This is a genomic window from Mastigocoleus testarum BC008 (assembly GCF_001456025.1).
In the GTDB taxonomy this organism is placed as follows: domain Bacteria; phylum Cyanobacteriota; class Cyanobacteriia; order Cyanobacteriales; family Nostocaceae; genus Mastigocoleus; species Mastigocoleus testarum.
Genome location: NZ_LMTZ01000159.1, coordinates 1 through 17,929 on the forward strand (window position 1 = coordinate 1; position 17,929 = coordinate 17,929).

Here is a 17,929-nt window from a genome sequence, read left to right on the forward strand (position 1 = left end):
TCGCTTTTGCTTCTTTTATTTCTTCATTCTTTATTCTACAGTTATATGCAACTTCACATAGAGTTGGTATTACAGCAGAAGATTACTCAATTGAGTCATTCATGCTTTTATAGCCTAACTTTTTATTTCAATTTGAATTTCGAGCAGCCCAGTAATCCAAGGTGTAAATCCGGGTAGGATTATTTAGACAGGAAATATTCGCCTCCATAGATGGTTAACCCTGACAAAAATTACACTGCGTTGTACTAGCTACTTATTGAGCGCGTTCTCAGTCAAAAGTTTGACCGACTCCTTCGGAAGGAAGAAGGAAGATGTTAAGAAACGCATTTCCCACAAAAATCTTCCTTCCTAAAGACAGAAGGATACAAGCCTCGTTCTTATAGGACCCAGAATGTTTTGTATGCACTGAGGACGCGCTTTCCAAGCGAACGTGTTCACCGTGGGTGCGTCCAAAGGGAGGAGTCCAAGCAACTTTGGACGCGCTTCGCGTTCACTGCAGGTGCCTCTAACGGCAACATAAAACCCCCGATCCACCTGGAGGAATTTAATTCCAGGCGGCAGAGCCTTCGGCGACGACGTTAAGCCTCTGCGGGGGTGCATTCTGTACCTTCTTCCCTCTTCCCTGTTCCTTCTTTCTTCGCTGTGACGCCAAAAGTTCTTCTGAACTCTGAAATTATAGCGGATTTCTACTCGGTGAGGTACAGATATATCTTGTGGTGAAGCGTTTTTGTCCAATCAAATCTACCTTATTAAGTTGCAAACCGCTATATGTTTCGGATAAATACTATTCTTAGTTCGATTAAATTCAACAATTCGTAGTTCAAGTACATTAAGTATGTTGACCAGAAATTATTCTGTATCCATGTTTACGATGATACACAGCTTCTGAACGAGCCTTTTTCTGCTGAATTGCTTTAAAGACAAAATCTGTCAAATGGCTTATCTTTGGTTTCAAACGCCACTCATGATATCGTTGCGCGACCGGCCCTGTTAAAATTTCCTGCCATTGCTCAGCGATCCGTTCCACAGTAAAGTCTTTGGCTCTGTTAAAACCATTAGCTATCATTTTTTCGTAGCGTTCGGGTTCTTCCTTAAGGTGTCGAATTGCGTTTATGACGTCGTTAGGAGTTTTAATCTCGATGTAGTCGAGTTCTGATTGTCTGAGTTGACGAAATGCCGGTTCTGGGCCTAACAAAGCTGGGACACCAGCCATCCATGCGTTTACTAGTTTACTTGCCGGCTTGACTAAAGCATCTTTTTCGGTGAGATCGCGTACAGCTAGCACCAGATCTGCATCACTGTAATCGTTCCAAGAGACAACGAGTTCCTTGGTTTTGCCACTGACCTGTAATCTGACCCCCAAATTCTCAAGCTTTTGCAGAAATTCAGAAGACTTAAAAGGCTCGTACAAGTTAAGTTCCGAGCCCTTAAAAACTATATTCTCAATTCGAGTACCACGAGTCTGATTTCGTCGTATCAGACCGGGTTGAGGCCAATGAGGAACGAAGGCATCTGTTTGAGATTCGACACAAGTTTCGTTTTGAACAATAGCAAAATTACACAGAGTAGGTTTTGGTCCATCTGCACGACAACCGACAACAAATGAAGAAAAACTGAGGTCCTTAATTTTCAAATCAAGAGAACTGACAATGCAAATTTCACCCGGAATAAACCTGTCTGACAAAAATACGTTATAGTTATTCTGCTTTAAGCGTAAGTAAGTTTGAATAATCCAGCAGTCCTCAGCATTAACAAATCGATGATTAATATGCTCAGGATCAGATATTGATACCTCTGATGAGAAAAGTTCAGCCCAGCGCTCAGGATAACGACATATAAATGTTACAGGATAAGGCAGTGGAGTAATTGATTGTTTCACAACTTTCTGCGACATATAAAAATTAAATGTATTAGGACTTACGCATCGTACAAATTTACTACTCTAAATGAACGAAAATACGTTGTTTCAGACTATTGTCAATAATTCCATAATTAAAGTAATTGCATAAAAGGNTGTATATGAAAAAAATATGCAATTTTATAAACTGTGACACTTACGGATTCAGGATATTGAATCTTTTACAAAGGGCGTGGAGAAAACCCTGGTTTGAGCTTCTCCCGAGTGTAGGTTTTTGTTTTTAATGGGACTCAGACATTTTTTAATTCAAAAAAAGCTCAAAGCTTTACAAATCAATGATTTTACTTAAATTGATTTTTTCTTGACATATCTGGATTATGACTAACGCCGTGCTTTCCTAAGAGGAATTCTTAGACCTTTGAAGCTAATCCATTATCATAACTGGCTTTGAGGCTTTTCGCTGTTTGTTTTTGTCTGAGTTCCGTTAGTGATTTTTATTGATGAGAAAACATGAAAATACGGAAACAAGGGAAATACTCTCATAGTATTTGGGATAAAAAACTTTTCTACAAAATTTTAGTACTCAATTCAAGCGCTTAATCACCTTACCTTAATCACTCCTTTCTTAAAAACCTACACCTATCAAAGTTTTATTTTGCGTGGTCGCTGCGCCGAATAGTCAGGGAATTATTGGTTCATTATTTACTTACTCTTATGATACTACGCTTGTATTCTTGTATTCCACTAACTGTTGTTGCCGCCGTAGTATTCGGGAAAAATGAAACTGCAATTGACCTTGAAGTTGAGGAAACTTACTTAACATACACCATATCGCGTACAAACGTGCATCTGATGCTGTCAGTCCTCTTTTGTGTCCCGACTGGTATATTCGGTAAGTCAACAAAGTATAAGCAAGCAAAAGTAATAATAAACTCACCCCAAAGGTAAACCATGCCGCCAGCAAAGCAACTACAGGTAGTATCAGTCCCCAAAACCAGATGCTACGACTTTCCTTCAACCAATGTCGCTCGGGAGAGCGACCATGCAGCCAAGAACCTTCAGCATATGCATGACCCGCTCTGAGCGATCGCTTCCACCATTGTCCAAACTGACTAATTTTCGCATCGTGTACAGTCATAGGAGCATCGATCCGGAAAATTTTGCCTCCAGCTTGTCGCAAACGTACGCACAATTCTGGTTCTTCACCTGCAATTAATTTAGGATTAAATCCACCGACGGATTTAAAAGCACTGACGCGCATCATCGCATCACCACCACAGGCTTTGGCTTCTCCGATAGGAGTATCCCATTCAATATCGCAAAGACGGTTGTAAATTGAGCTGTTGGGAAATTCTTCTTTCCTTCTACCACAGACCACTACAATTTCTGGGTTTTGCTGTAATTTTTTCAGAGCAACATCCCACCATTGTTGCACAATCCGACAATCTCCATCCACAAATTGCACAAAATCGATTTGCGGATCCATCTGCAGCAGATGTTCAAAACCTGTATTTCTTGCACGAGCAGCGGTGAATGGAATTGATAAATCTAATTCTACAACCCCGACACCCAAAGATTGGGCTAATTGTACACTACCGTCGGTAGAACCAGAATCAATATATACAACAGTTCTATTTTCTCCAATTGCAGATAGCAGACTTTCCTTAAGACGGTTACCTTCATTTCTACCAATGACAACTACACCAACTGACGTCATAATTTTCCTCGCTGGTTAATTTACGTGTTATTTTTTTACCTTAATATCTTTAAAAGTCAAAAAATTTTAATTTTGACAGTACAGCATTTTTAGTAAGTCAAGAGATGTAATAAAAAAATAAATATTCTTAAATTTATGATTTTTTTATTTGTGAGCTTAAATTGTTACCCACAATTTTAATTTATTGAAAACTAAAATTACTTCTAATGTTTCTGGATGACAATTATCAGATCAAATAGAATTGCTTTTTCTTTTTACATTTTTCTGTTTTAATCGTCCAATAGTCCATTCTTTAACTATACTCAGGATGGAAGACTTCAGCTTTTTTCTATTTCAGAATAATATGTTAGGCATCTTAGCACACAGTGCTTATTCAAAATTTATTTTTTCTATAAATCTTAGTCATAAAGTTATTATTAGCACTCATAAATAACGAGAAACATAGCTTTTAGAGATAACAAAATAATTGTATAGTTATTATTGATACCCTTTGATACACCTTTTTAAAACTCATCAAAATTAGTGTTGTATCGCTCGATTAATTAAAGCCAAAAAATTAGTCGCAACTTAAATTTAGTCTCCCAGTTTAGTAAATAGTTCGTAACTCCATGAAAACAGCACTTGCTTTGGAAAACACTAATCATGTTATCCAACGTCAAAAAATCACGGCACACATAGTAACCAGTTTGTTAGGAGGTATTCCCCGTCCTTTAGGGACTATCATGAGACAGTTTTTGTACAAAATAATATTTGCACGTATGGGACGAAATGTTTACATTCAAGCAGGTTCAGAGTTTTTAGGTGCTAATGCCATTGAGATTGGCAATGACGTCAAGATTATGCGAGACGTTCGCTTGAATGTGAAGACAACCAATAGTTTTATTCGCTTGGGCAACAGAGTTTGTCTGGATCGAGGTGTTGATATCAATGTTGCTGGAGAAGATTGTTCGATCGAAATTGGCGATAGTTCTTATTTAGGACCGTATGTTTGTATGAGCGGACCTGGTCATATCAAAATCGGTCAGCAATGCCTAATCGCTTCGCAAACGGGCATATATGCTAACAATCACAGAGAATATGGACTGAGCAGAGAAGGAATTACCATTGAAGATAACTGTTGGTTGGGTACAGGGGTTAGAATTTTGGACGGAGTAACTATAGGTCGTGGTAGTGTAGTTGGGGCGGGAGCTGTAGTAACTAAGGATATCCCTCCTTATTCTGTAGCTGTTGGAGTACCAGCAAAAAGAATAAAAGCCAGTAAGGGTGGTTGTGTTTGATGTTTTTATCTGGTAAAGAGTTTTAGTATTTGTTTTAGATTTATAGTTTTTTGAACTATAGTTTTTTTTTGAGCTATAGTTTCTTTGAGTTATGCTTTTTTAAACTACAAATTTATTAGTTTCCCGATTATTACTTTGCCAAAATAAGGCTAAAATTTTGAAGCTTGAAGGCTAAAGTAATCCTGAAAGCAGCAATAAAATTAAATTGTATATGGGTGTTGAATCTCTAAAGGAGTATTATGTCCGATAAATGTCAGACTTCTTTTGTCTGCTGCGTTGAGTCTGGTGCGCTTGAGAATTATACGTTGCGAATGATAGAGAGTCTGCGAAAATGGGGAGGAAAGTTTGCGGATGCGCCAATATATGCTGTGACTCCTCGCTTTGGACCTCCTTTATCGCAACATACAAAGAATACCTTTGCTCGTTTGAACGTCAATCATATTCGCTGTAATCCTCGAACCAATTATTCATGGCTTGGTTTTTTGAATAAACCTTTGGCTCTAGTTGCTGCAGAAGAATGCATAACATCCGAGTCAGTTTGCTGGCTGGATAGCGATGTTTTGATTTTAGGCGAACCAGAGGAGCTAATCTTCAAGGAAGGGGAAGATTTTGTAGCTTGTGCTTCTGACAAAAATATTGGAAGTGCGGGATTAGAAGACCCCCAAGATAAATTTTGGAAAGAACTCTACACAATATTCGATTTAAATATTGAAAATATTCCCTGGATAGTAACAGAAAGAGAAAAGAAAAATATTCGTATTTACTGGAATAGTGGAGTTTTTGCATATCGCCGATCCTTAGGATTGGCAAAAGATTATCTCCAAGTATGTTTTGACATTCTTAATGCTGAAATTGCAAACCATGAATCCAGTATTTTCTTTCACGAGCAAGTGGCTTTAGTTTTAGCCATGCTCAAAAGAGATCTGAAGTGGCGTGCTTTACCTTACTCCTATAACTATGGCATGGGTAGTAAGACTCACAGCCAATGGTACAGTGAAGAACAGTTCAAAGCTACTAAAATAGTCCATTACCATGATGCTATGTGGCCCTGGTTTTGGGAAACCTTTGTTGATTGTTTGGATCAGGCTCATCCACCGGTTGCTCAATGGTTAAAACCTCTTGGTCCATTAAAAAACGAAGCACCCATACAGTGGCGTGCTACAAGTAAATTGCTTAAAGAAGTGCGATCGCGGCAATTAAATAATTACACCAAAGCATGTAGGGTTTTGTAGATGGGTTTTTTAGCACGAAAATTCTAGACAGATGAGCTTAGTTTAGCTGAATCAAGGAAGAGGTTAAAAGCTTTGACCTAGCGGTTAAGTACAAAATTGCAGTCAGCCTGAGAAGGTACTTTCCTTAACTGGAGCCAAAGATACTCTATGGTTGATGTAATCCCTATATAGCAATCCTAAACGATTTTATGAGAATAAATTATGTAGAGACTTTACATGGGAGGTCTCTACATGGGATTTACTAAATAAGTCTAAAACCTTTATGTAGCGCTATGTGCAAGTGAAAAGTCATTAGGATAGCGTGTCCGTAGGACATAAGCCTAATACGTATGGCTTTTAGGGTTAATATATGTCCTAACTTAGCTTGTTAGTGCTAAATTCAAGTTTAATCAAAAATTTGTAGAGACATATAATTGCTGCAAAATATACATATTATACATTTTCGCAATTTTATGCTGATAGTATTTTATCGCTCCAATAATTTAATTTATAGGATTTTGTGATTCAAACAGAAAGTACAGTCGTAACAAAAAGTACCCAGTATATGTTACTTTTATAGAGCAAATAGCTTTCCATTATATTGTTCATAAATAGGAACAAAAGAAAAGCTATGTACCATAAATTTTCTGGACGCACTGCGGCGTAAGCCCTTTGAAGACTTTTGAAATATGTTTTGAAAAAAATGATTGTAAATAACGCGAAGCCTATCAAGCCAACATCAAGGGCTAAATCAATAAAACCGTTATGGGCATGAGGTGGAACGAAATTCTCAGTCACAGCACGACCTGCTTCTACTGCATATGGACTTCCTGGGGCCCAAAATGCTGTACGTCCGTAACCCAACAACGGTCTATCCATTAATCTAGTGAGAGTTACCCCCCACATCAAGGTGCGTCCGGTTAAAGTTGGGTCTTTTCCAAGACCAGCCAAGATATCTACCCAGTAAGCAAAAACTATTGTTCCGACACATCCTAATAACAAAATACCTATATCCAAAAATAATACCGTGACTTTGCCACGCCAGCGATATTTACGGTAGAAAAACAAAGTTAGGAAGAGTAAAAACACCATGGTCAAGGAAGTTTTGGAAGTCGAAAGCAAAATCAAAGCAATCGACATAAACAAACATATCCATTTCAAAAAGCGGTGAATTGGCCGCACAGGCACAAATACAAATGCCAATGTAGCCAAAATCATCATACTTCCTAAGTTGTTTTTATAGCCATATACTCCTTTCCAAGCACCGGGGTGGTCTGCTCCGTGAATACCAATTTCAGGTACAGCAAGAGCAACAATAAAGCTCATCACAGCACCAATAGCAAAAGATAAAGCTATAAGTTTGAGCTGTTGCCTCAGGTCAAATCTGGCAGCAAAATATAAACCAAAGGTACTCATTTGCAGAACCTCTCGATTATCAGCCAAAGTTGATGGCAAATAATCAGACCACAGAAATGACAATAGGAGTATCCCAATGAGGACCCAAAGGAGTTTACTGCGACATGCTATTTTTCGGGTACTTCTGTGACGGAAAATCATCAATACCGTTGGTCCTAACCATACAATGTATCTGACGATTGAGACCACACTCGTTGGTGCGATTTGAGCAAACATACCAGAAAAAAATAACAACCCTAAAACGGCGATTATTTTTTCCACTTTGTCCAGAGTTGGTTGTGGCATGTGAGAAGATTGCTCTGAGGAAGTATATTGATTTTTGTCCTGCGCTTTCGCTCCAATTTGCATTTTATACTTGCTTTGCTTGCAAAAATTAAAATCGGTGGTTATTACTATCAGCGCCCCTGGAGTATTCTTCCGAAGGGTAGCGCTATATAGTACTTAAAATCAAAACTGGAATAAAAACTATTAATCCCTGATATGTAACCAATAACGAATACTAAAGTCACTAGATACCGGTAGTCTTTAATTTTCTTACTTCTTTACCTTCCTGTATTGCTAATAGTATATTTTTGAGAGCAGTTCCCCAACTTTTCTCCAAATCATAAAATTGTTCTTTTACCCTAAAACAAGCTTGTCTTTTTGTTTCGTAAAGCTCAGGTTTTTGATACAGTTCCAGTAATGCATCGCCATAGGCTTTAATGTCATTAGGTGGTACTTCCATAACCGCATCTTGGACATAACATAAAGCTGGACAAACGGCAGAAGTGACGACTGGACGATGAGCAAGAATACTTTCCCCTACTACGCGGTTGAAACCTTCAACAAAATCAGTTCGAGTCGGAACTATAACAACATGCGAACGACCAAACATCTCTCGCATTTGCGATTTATTGCAATAACCGTGACATATAAAATTTTCTTCTACTTTAGCCTCGGAAGCTGCTAAACGTAAAGGATCTAAAGCTGAACCAGCACCACAAATATCAAATGCTATTTCTTTGATTCCCTGCTCCGAAAATCGTTTGGCAATTTCCAATAAGTCGAATACACCTTTATTTTCTTCGACTCGTCCGGCAAATAATACCCTAAAGGTTTGACCATTTTTTGGTGGTTCTGGAATATTTATAAAATCAGCTTGACGAAAGGTTGGGAAAAACTCAAAAATTGGCGGATGTTCCCCTTGTGTTAGTTCATCCACTTGTTTGGCAATATCATGGGAAACTGTTAGTATTCCTCGACATTTCTTTCTGAAAAAATAACTCCCCAGTTGCAAGCTCAGTTTATCGGCTAAACGTTTAGCCGCATACTTTCGCCATAGGACACAATGTAGGGAAGGTACCACATTAATTCCGAACCAAGAAAAAATTGGTAATAAAAACCAGTGGGTATTCCCACTAGAAATAACTGCCACATTTGCTTTAAAGCGAATTGCTCTCACAAGCAACCGTAACGCACACCAAAGTTGTTGCAAGTGATATACGATTCCAGAAGCGTTTCTTATCGGTAGAGGGCAACTTTCAACAATAAATTGCTCTTCGTGCAAATATTCCGATTTTTTTGTTGGAGCGATGATATACGCGTGAGCATCAAGAGCGCGACAAACTTCATAAAATTGTCTGCAATAAGGTACCGAAACCTGAGAAGGTACATCTTGATTCTGAATCCAGAAATTATAAGCCTCAATTACATCTTCAGGACCAGACGCATACAGAATCCGAAGCTGTTTGGGCATTATTCCAGTACCTCTGTGATTTTCAATAAATTTAAACACAATAGCTTAGGTTGCTTAATGACATCATACAAATAGCCTAGCCTGTTGCATTATTTTGAATTGATTCTCTGTTTGTCCGTTCCCATACTTTTTGAGGTTTAACTAAAAACTTCAAGTAGATAGGAAGTTTCCAAAGCACGTAAATAGGGATTATCAAAAGCTTATGTAACGGAATATCGGTTCGTCCAAATTTTGCCCAAGCTATACCAATTGCTAATAACAAACAACAACCAGCAACTGTTAAAATTATCGCTGGGATCCAAGAAATTCCTAAAACTCCCACCAATAAAGAAATCCCTAAAACACCAGACCATATAACTACTAACAAAGATAGGGGTGGTACGGATAAATCTAGCGCACTCAAAAACAATCGCAATCTTTTTTGCTGCAATGCTTCTAAAAGCATCTGGGGGACATAAGTAAACAAAGTTTGTAAGTGACCGTGCTCCCAACGAGTTCTTTGTTTTGTCGCAGTTTCATCGTTTGAAGGTAAATATCCTTTAACAATAGCTCGAGAACAAAAAACTGGTTCGTATCCAGCAAGGGTTAGATCCATACCAAGCTTCATATCTTCAGTGATATGACCGCTAGCAAGGTCAATGCTCCGGATAACCTTCCAAGGAAAAGCCATTCCTGTCCCAGTTAACAAACAAGGTAATCCCAAACGTTTTAATCCCTCAAAACGGACTAAATTTTTAACTTTGAAAGCAAAGGTAGAAATTAAATCCTTATATCTAGGGTTGGGAGGAGTTTCCATCAAATAACTTGCTTGTACTGGTTTTCCTGTAGATATGACTTGAGCAACGAGTATGTCGATCGCATTAGTTTCGACGTAGCAGTCAGCATCTACGAATATAACCACATCAGGTGGATCGTTTTCTAAAAAATTCAATCCATAGTCTAAGGCATAACCTTTACCCTTGAGGTCGGAATTGTGACGTTCGATGACTGTTGCGCCTGCAACACGAGCTATTTCTGCTGTTCTATCTTGACAGTTATCAGCAATTACAACCACCCGATCTTCAGGTTGTAGGGCCTGAGACAGTTGTTTAAGAGTAGCACAAATAACACTTTCTTCATCATGGGCGGGAATTAAAATTGTAACCTTGGTTCCCTCTGGCCTATTTTTACCACCAGGTTGTGTATTAACTGGGAATAGGGCTAAGAAGCACTCAATGAAAAGCATTAAGCATGGGATCAATACAATTATTGCTCCAGCTATTAACAGACTCTCGGTAGCAAAAATAATCATATTATTTACGGAAATCACAGGTATCTATCGCACCCCTAATTGTTTGTTTAATTACTAATGATTAGATTATTGATTGAGTTCCAGGGCAAAATGCAATTTGTCAACCAATTTATTTATGAGATTTGGATTCAGTTGTAATAATTTTTGCAGGTATGCCTACAGCAGTTGCTTTACCTGGAACATCGATTAATACTACAGCATTGGCACCGATGTTCGCTCCATCGTTAATGGTGACACTACCAAAAATTTTAGCACCGGCCCCAACATTGACATGGCGACCTAATTTTGGCGCATCAAAGGGATGTTCTAAATACCGATTACCTAAAGTTACGCCCTGACGGATGATAGAATCATCTCCAATTTCACAGTTACCATGAATTACAATTGCCCCTTGGTGTTCAAAAATAACACGGCGACCTAATTTCACGGAGTAAGGTAATTCAATTCCGTAGGTATTGCGAATTTTACGAAACAGCATTCTATATAAAATGCTCAGAGGCGCTCGAAGTAACTTTGGTTGAACCTTCATTCGCCAAACTCCAAAGCGATGTACCGCTACAGCACGAAATCCCGGCTTAGTCCAATCGCGTCCGTGAGCAACCCAGTCCTCATGAATTTGCTGCCAAATGCTCAAATTTGCATTTATTTTACTTTCTGTATTAATTTTGGATTTTAATTGTGTGTCCATTATTATAGTAGTGGCTTGGAATCAGCGTGTTAGCTTTGCGCATGCACTTTATGCTAACCCCCCGCTGTACTAATGAGGCACAGTAAGGTAAATATGCATATGGCAAAAATAAGATTTTACCCCCATTCACAATCCCAAAAGCTGTCATGGGGTAAATATATTTTGTAATGAGACTTACGCGAAAATACAAAAAGTTTGAGTAAAGATATTGCAAATACGAATAAATACTTGCAACTATTTACTTATTTTGTGAACGCGCAAGCCGGACTGAAATAGTTTTTTTGAACTAGTTTTTCTGAAGTAGTTTTTTTGAAGCAGTTTTTTCAATTCCTTTTTTTAAGCTTGAACTATGCTGTAAAGTTCTAAACTATGACGTTCTAGCCCGTAAACTTTGATTCTGAAAATACATTTGTACTTTCAGTTTCTCTAGAATAGGAGTCTGAACGGGAATGATTATAGTAGAAATTATTCTCACCGTACTGCCTTACATCTACTGCATTAACAATCAAACCCATAACATTTACTTCTGCACGAGTTAGCAAGGATTTCGCTGCTAATGCACTCTTAGAATCAACAAGCCCAGGTCTAGATACAACTAGCACTCCATCGACCATTTTACCTAAAACTGCAGCATCTGCTGTTCCAGCTAAGGATGGAGTGTCAAATATAATGTAGTCGTAATTCTCGTTGAGCATATCAATAAAAGATGTCATACGCTCAGAGTCTATAAGAGCTAAGGGATTAGGGGGAACTACGCCAGAGGTTAGTACGGATAAGCTTGGAGTTATTTTTTGAACGGCCTTTGAAAACAACTGCTGTCCTACCATCACGTTACTCAAACCTACCGAGTTAATTAAACCCCAAAGGTGATGTTGGGCTGGTTGACGCATATCTGCATCTACTAGTAGAACTCTTTTACCAGATTGTGCAATAACTGCTGCTAGATTAGCAGCTACTTCAGTTCGACCTTCTCCAGGAATAGAACTAGTAACAACTATTTTGCTAACTTTCTTATCCAAGCTGACGAATTTTAAATTAGCCTGAAGCATCTGGTAAGCCTCATGAAGCATTGAACGGGGTGATGTGGCAACAATTACCCTAGGAGAAATTCCTTCCAAGCCTTCGCTTTCTACAAAGGATGGATGATTCATCTCATATTTAGGTATTAGTCCCAGTAGGGTATGTCCAAATAATGCTTCTGCTTCTTGGGGTGTCTTCAATCTTCGATCAATCAGGTCAACAAAATAAGCTGCAGCAACGCCTAACAGCAGTCCAATGAATACCCCACCACCAGCAATCAGGATATTTTTTTTCAAAGCTTTAATGCTACTTTGAATTTTGGCATACTCTAATATGCTGGCATTACCGACAATTTGCTTTTGGGCAATATTAATTTCTCGTTCTTTTGTCAGTAAGTCTTCATAGCTTCCTTGTGCTACAGATAATCTTCTTTGTATATCTCCTTGTCTTTTCTCCAAGTTAGGAAGAGTATCAGCTCTTTGTCTATATTTTTCTCGGATCAAGATTAAAGAATTAATTTTATTCTGTAAACCAGATCGAGTAGATTCTATTCTTGCTAACTCGGTTGCTAATCCTTGTTTGATATCTCCCATTTGTAATTTTTCGGGAGCAATCTGTGCATCATAGCCCAAAGACTGATTAGTTCTTTGATCCAATAAAGCTTGTAAATTAGCTTCTTTATTTCTTAGGTCAACCAGTGTTGGATGATTTGGTTGTAGAAGACTGCTATTAGTAGCTATTTGAGCTTGGACTTCTTGCAGTTGTTTGAGGACACCTTGTACCCCTTCATTTTCACTTAAAGAAGCAATGTCAACAGAGCTATCAGCAACCTTTAATTGACGACGAATTTGTTGCTCTCGAGCAGTCAAATCTGCTAATTCTGACCTAACTGTATTAATTTCTTCGTCAATCTTTGTGATATTTTTAACGGTGCCGCTGGTCTCTTCTTGCAGGTTGATAATCTTGTTTTTTGCCTTAAATCTTCTCAGGGCTTCTGCGGCTTCATTTAGTTCGCGTTTCGCCGTACGTACTTGTTCTTGAATGGACTCAGCAGCTCCTGAAGCTTCTAAGCGATTTCTTTGAGTGTTATCATCTATATAAGCGTTCATTGCCTGATTGACAACTGCTTTTGCCAATACAGGATCTTCTGATGAAAAAGAAACTTTTAAAACATCTGTACCACTAACCGTTTCTATATCAAGAGCAAGAGCTCCAGCATCAAGAGGAGCACCATCTTTATCCTTAAGTTTAAGGGTATCAACTACTTCTTTTAAAACTGATTCTGAATTGATTAACAGAGCTTGAGTGTTGAGTGGATTTGCTTCCTTACGGATAGAATCGAGATGCCCAATTTTTTCTCCAACCCCCGTCAGAGAAGAAGCCTTACTCGATTGAAATAATAGCTTTCCACTGGCTTCATAAGCCGGTTTCTGTAACAGTAAACTGAGTCCGGCTAGCCCTGAGCATACAGCAAATACTCCCGATGCTATAAGCCAGCGACGTTTGAGGACTAGCAAGTATTTCTGAAGATCTATCTCTTCGGGATAGCCTTTATTTTCCATTGCATTGACCTTTTGATGAGGACACTCACTGAAAAAAACTACAAAACTATTGAGTTATGGAGATATTGATTATATCGAACTCAGTTTTTCATGTAGCTCAATTATTCTTTGTACATTCTCCTATAAGTTTTGGCTAAGGATTTTAGTCTTATAACTCTTTTCTTCTTATATTTGAAGACCAAGGATTTCTATACAGTAGTAGCCGTTGCTTTAAAATGAGCCATAAAAATGGCAGAGCATCTAACAGATACCTTTTCCATAGTCGCCTTGGTTCATTCAAGAGTCTATATAACCACTCAAAACCAATTTCACTCATCCATTTTGGTGAACGCTTGACGTTGCCAGCTTCAAAATCGATTGTTGCTCCAATAGCCAAAAATATATTAATATTTTTCAGTTGCTTTTTGTATTTGGCTATCCACATTTCTTGTTTGGGTGAACCTACACCTATAGCCAAAACAGTAGCCCCAGAATTATTAATTAATTCTACTATTTTTTTACATTCATCTTCTTTTTTTTCAAAACCAAATGATGGTGAATGTGCCGCGATAATAATATTTCTTCCAACCCTAGTGTTGATTTTCTTTTTCGCAGTTTGAACAGTTTTCTCTTTGGAGCCTAGTAAAAATATCTTGATATTTTCATCGTTCTGGTAGTATTTGTAAAAAGCTGGAAATAAGTCAGAACCGGATATTTTTTCTAAAATCGGAGATCCTAAAAAATTAGATGCGTACATCAGTATCTTGCTATCGCAAACTCTGTAATCAGCTTCTTGGTAGATGGAATAAAATTCCTTATTTTTCTGTAAGCATACTATGTGGTTCACATTAGGTGTAAATACCACTCCACCACCGCGTAAATTTTCCAGCAAATCAACCATCTTGATATTGTGAATGGTTGTATTTAATAGCGTCACCCGTCTCATCATTATTTTCAAAACAAAATGAATAAATATACTAAATATTAATTATTCACCAGGTACAATTAACTAGGATATATGAATAAAGGAAGTAGAATAATTACTTCCTCCAACAGTAATTAGAATACTAACAAATTCCAAAAAATATTTTAGGTTTCTTAAATCTATTTTGAAAGTTGTCTAAAGATACTCTAGGTAAATATTATACTAAGTACAAACCTCAGAGTCCTATCTTTTTGAATCATGTTGAAGGTATGAATACGTAAAACTACGAGCTATTCATATCAATTCAATTTTAATATTGTTTATTTTTGACATTTCTTTAATTGATCACACCCATCTCAATAGGGGTGTACACTATTTTTTTATAGCAGAAGTTTTTCAGCTAAAAGAATTGCTAGTTTTCAGTAATTATTTATCCTTATAGTGTGAAACATCTTTATACACGAAATTCAATCTAGTAAATTATATTGTTTATTTTGTCTAAAGCTCTACATTGGATTGTGAAGCAAAGAACTTTTTACCATAGGAATATGTGTATTTTTAATGAATTTTATTCCAATAATAACTGGTTCTAGCGATTGTGCATACAATTTCCAACTACGTACACCGAATATGTACTCCAAATATACTCCAAATATATATCTCAAAAATCAAACTAATTCAAAAGTATTTTGTGGGAACATTCTGATATTTTAAACCCAAAACAATCTATTTATTTTCTGTATTGATACTTACTTAAATGATAATTAATATACATCCATATTAAGCTTTATCTGCACTCATAAAACTTACATTCTGTGAAATTTAAATACATTGCACTGAGTTTATATTTGATACCCTAATAATCAGATATACTAGATTTGAGTTAAATTACATACCATTGATAAATAGTAATTAATTAAGAAGATATAAGTTAGAGTGTATCTTCTGGAAAACATAGGTATGTACTGAATAATTCACGTCAAACTGGAATATATAAAGTTCAATAGTGAAACTTCAATAGGATGTAGAAAATATTTATTTAGTTGAAGCTCAGCAAGAAGTTAAGTTGTAAGTGAATAAACCAAATTTTACAATGATATTTCACGTGCATATTAATGCTCTTGTATCAGTACGATATCATCTAAGTCGATGTTTTTTGATGGCATATAGTTAGAATTAATTCCAATAAATTTGGATACAAGTATCAAGTTAGCAAATCAGAACTTGTAGCATTTTGAGTTAATGACATATCAATGAGTAAATTATTTTACACCTATTTTCAATTTATTACCTAACAGTAAAATTCTTTATCAGACTATGTAGGAATCTTTTAGTCCCTTGAGCCAGAATTATACTGTTAGTATATTTGTATCTGTACGGTATGGTGTTTATAAAGGCTGGCTAGAAATTTTGGAAATCGCAAATTTTGTTTAACGCACAGTCTTAAACCACTCCGCAATCCCATCTGCAAGGGTGTTAGCTAATTTTTGTTGAGATTTGGGATTAACTACCCACTCAAATTCTGAAGGGTTACTCATAAAACCCAGCTCCAATAAAAGTGAAGGAGCTTCTGCTGGACGGGTTAACGCTAAATTATTCCAAAATACACCATAGGATGGTCGATTAAGTTTTTTGACTAAGTAATTGTGCAAAAATATTGCCGAACTATGAGCTTGGGGATGATACCAAAAAATACCTACACCTCTAGTGTTCTCTGCATCTCCATAGTCTGGAAGGGCATTGTAATGAACTGAAAGTGCAAGTGCTGGTTCTTCTCGGGCAATAATTTTTTGACGTTCTCTCAAAGAAACATCTCGATCGTCTTCCCTGGTCATGACAACCGTTGCACCCCTCTTCACCAAAGCATCCCGTAGTAATTTAGAAACACTTAGATTCACATCTTTTTCTGGGTAACCTGTAGGACCAACCGCACCACTCTCTTTACCACCATGTCCAGGATCGAGTAAAATTTTAATACCAGACAGTGGTTTACGTCGGCGACGCGAAATTCTCGGAGCATGACGTAGCTTTAACACTAAACTTGTGCCTTCATAGCTCAGTGTGTGTCCCCATTGCTGTTCTGATTTAAGATTAAAAGTGTATCGTACCTGACTTGGGGTTATTTGCTGCCAGTCCAGTCGTGAAATGAACGGGTTATCATCCAAACGAATAATGTCAGTTTGTGCCGTCGTGTTGTGTAGGGTAAGAGAAAAAGTTTGATCGCTTTGGTGGACGCTAATAGGTACCGGAACTTGTAGTGGGAAAGTTATCTGAGTAGCATCAGAAAATTTTCGCGATCCAACACTACGAATTACAGTTGCTGGCGGGATAGCACCATTTAAAATCTGGGTTTCTTTACCCTTGATCCAAGCACCGTAGTCTAAGCGTAACCACTCACCTTCCGAGCCAGTAATTGCCGCTCTTGTTCCCTTTGGTAATGGCGTCAGTCTAGAATAATTAGTACTTGGTCCGGTACGTGCTACTCCTGCATCCGCTGTGACCTCAACCACTTGTAGGCTAGCAGGTGATAAAATAGATACTTTACCTGGCGCTCTTTGAGTAAATTTCTTGCCCTGAAGATCCAGCTTATAAATGGGTCGTCCAAAATTGCCAGATTTTTCTATAACAGTACAGCCTGCATATTTGCCAGTCATTTGTTTGTGAGAAGGCTGATTAGTCCCAGTTAGGGCAGCTAAATTGCTTGGTAATTTAGCTTGTTGTGGTTGGGGATAAAGACGAATATTTCGATAGCCTAATCTAACAGATACCTTCGCATCTGGGGGAGCAATAGCGCTAAAACAGATCCTATCATCTGGCATTCTGTCTATGTCTACTGCTGGAGTTAGAGAATTTACGGCAAATGCTAATCCTTGGGGAATTTTTGGTTCAGTGGCTACTCTGGTCACCACTATTTCAATTTTTTGATTCCCGTGGCGGACTGTAAACTTATTCTCTCCTAATTTCAGGGGAAAACTGGGAGCAAAATGACCAGCTTGGGAACGTGTTATTGACTGACCATTTATGAAAACCTGTCCGGTTCGCGGTGCTGTACCAATGAAGAAAATTTTATCCGAAGATGTTTTATGGTTCGTCCGGGGATAAACCACCTTCAGAGACTGTTCTTGTGCTACAGCAGGGGAGTGATTAACGATGATAGGCGTTAACAGAGCTAATCCAATAAGAGGTTTGACGCTAACAGAAAACAAATTTCTCAACATTTACTGTGGCACAATGACGGGATGTATTTTTT

11 protein-coding genes are annotated in these 17,929 nt (G+C 37.8%); 2 read left to right on the forward strand and 9 right to left on the reverse strand.

Translation table 11 applies throughout. The features are described 5' to 3' along the window. Positions 1-829: 829 nt before the first annotated feature. Both BC008_RS42565 and BC008_RS42570 read right to left on the reverse strand, forming a co-directional pair. Positions 830-1,894: a glycosyltransferase gene (locus tag BC008_RS42565; RefSeq protein ID WP_036269169.1), complete on the reverse strand. Its 1,065-nt coding sequence runs from the start codon at positions 1,892-1,894 to the stop codon at positions 830-832. A 676-nt stretch (positions 1,895-2,570) separates the two neighbouring features. Continuing rightward, positions 2,571-3,575, reverse strand: a complete 1,005-nt coding sequence (locus BC008_RS42570; protein WP_027840874.1) for a glycosyltransferase family 2 protein — start codon at positions 3,573-3,575, stop codon at positions 2,571-2,573. A gap of 608 nt (positions 3,576-4,183) precedes the next feature. On the opposite strand from BC008_RS42570, the gene BC008_RS42575 reads away from it, so the two are divergent. After that, on the forward strand, positions 4,184-4,852 hold the full coding sequence (locus tag BC008_RS42575) for an acyltransferase (RefSeq protein WP_027840875.1): 669 nt from the start codon (positions 4,184-4,186) through the stop codon (positions 4,850-4,852). Between the two features lie 239 nt (positions 4,853-5,091). Then, positions 5,092-6,084 (forward strand): glycosyltransferase, encoded by a 993-nt coding sequence (locus BC008_RS42580; protein WP_027840876.1) that lies wholly within the window; start codon positions 5,092-5,094, stop codon positions 6,082-6,084. 504 nt (positions 6,085-6,588) lie between these two features. Here the strand turns inward: BC008_RS42580 and BC008_RS42585 are convergent. The 7 genes from BC008_RS42585 to BC008_RS42615 all read right to left on the reverse strand — a co-directional run bounded on the left by BC008_RS42585 (position 6,589) and on the right by BC008_RS42615 (position 17,897). Continuing rightward, complete coding sequence (locus BC008_RS42585) at positions 6,589-7,827, reverse strand: O-antigen ligase family protein (protein WP_235595772.1); 1,239 nt, start codon at positions 7,825-7,827, stop codon at positions 6,589-6,591. A 160-nt stretch (positions 7,828-7,987) separates the two neighbouring features. Next, positions 7,988-9,214: a glycosyltransferase family 4 protein gene (locus BC008_RS42590; protein WP_027840878.1), complete on the reverse strand. Its 1,227-nt coding sequence runs from the start codon at positions 9,212-9,214 to the stop codon at positions 7,988-7,990. Between the two features lie 76 nt (positions 9,215-9,290). Continuing rightward, complete coding sequence (locus BC008_RS42595) at positions 9,291-10,439, reverse strand: glycosyltransferase family 2 protein (RefSeq protein WP_235595771.1); 1,149 nt, start codon at positions 10,437-10,439, stop codon at positions 9,291-9,293. 175 nt (positions 10,440-10,614) lie between these two features. After that, positions 10,615-11,193, reverse strand: a complete 579-nt coding sequence (locus BC008_RS42600; RefSeq protein WP_027840880.1) for a serine O-acetyltransferase — start codon at positions 11,191-11,193, stop codon at positions 10,615-10,617. A 377-nt stretch (positions 11,194-11,570) separates the two neighbouring features. Continuing rightward, positions 11,571-13,775 (reverse strand): GumC family protein, encoded by a 2,205-nt coding sequence (locus BC008_RS42605; RefSeq protein ID WP_027840881.1) that lies wholly within the window; start codon positions 13,773-13,775, stop codon positions 11,571-11,573. A 148-nt stretch (positions 13,776-13,923) separates the two neighbouring features. Then, complete coding sequence (locus BC008_RS42610) at positions 13,924-14,700, reverse strand: WecB/TagA/CpsF family glycosyltransferase (RefSeq protein WP_036264466.1); 777 nt, start codon at positions 14,698-14,700, stop codon at positions 13,924-13,926. Between the two features lie 1,409 nt (positions 14,701-16,109). Then, complete coding sequence (locus BC008_RS42615) at positions 16,110-17,897, reverse strand: N-acetylmuramoyl-L-alanine amidase (protein WP_036264456.1); 1,788 nt, start codon at positions 17,895-17,897, stop codon at positions 16,110-16,112. Positions 17,898-17,929 lie beyond the last annotated feature (32 nt).

Bases quoted from the DNA above. Each gene is read 5' to 3' on its own strand.
- BC008_RS42565 (WP_036269169.1), bottom strand. From the start codon at position 1,894: ATGTCGCAGAAAGTTGTGAAACAATCAATTACTCCACTGCCTTATCCT.
- BC008_RS42570 (WP_027840874.1), bottom strand. From the start codon at position 3,575: ATGACGTCAGTTGGTGTAGTTGTCATTGGTAGAAATGAAGGTAACCGT.
- BC008_RS42575 (WP_027840875.1), top strand. From the start codon at position 4,184: ATGAAAACAGCACTTGCTTTGGAAAACACTAATCATGTTATCCAACGT.
- BC008_RS42580 (WP_027840876.1), top strand. From the start codon at position 5,092: ATGTCCGATAAATGTCAGACTTCTTTTGTCTGCTGCGTTGAGTCTGGT.
- BC008_RS42585 (WP_235595772.1), bottom strand. From the start codon at position 7,827: ATGCAAATTGGAGCGAAAGCGCAGGACAAAAATCAATATACTTCCTCA.
- BC008_RS42590 (WP_027840878.1), bottom strand. From the start codon at position 9,214: ATGCCCAAACAGCTTCGGATTCTGTATGCGTCTGGTCCTGAAGATGTA.
- BC008_RS42595 (WP_235595771.1), bottom strand. From the start codon at position 10,439: ATGCTTTTCATTGAGTGCTTCTTAGCCCTATTCCCAGTTAATACACAA.
- BC008_RS42600 (WP_027840880.1), bottom strand. From the start codon at position 11,193: ATGGACACACAATTAAAATCCAAAATTAATACAGAAAGTAAAATAAAT.
- BC008_RS42605 (WP_027840881.1), bottom strand. From the start codon at position 13,775: ATGGAAAATAAAGGCTATCCCGAAGAGATAGATCTTCAGAAATACTTG.
- BC008_RS42610 (WP_036264466.1), bottom strand. From the start codon at position 14,700: ATGAGACGGGTGACGCTATTAAATACAACCATTCACAATATCAAGATG.
- BC008_RS42615 (WP_036264456.1), bottom strand. From the start codon at position 17,897: ATGTTGAGAAATTTGTTTTCTGTTAGCGTCAAACCTCTTATTGGATTA.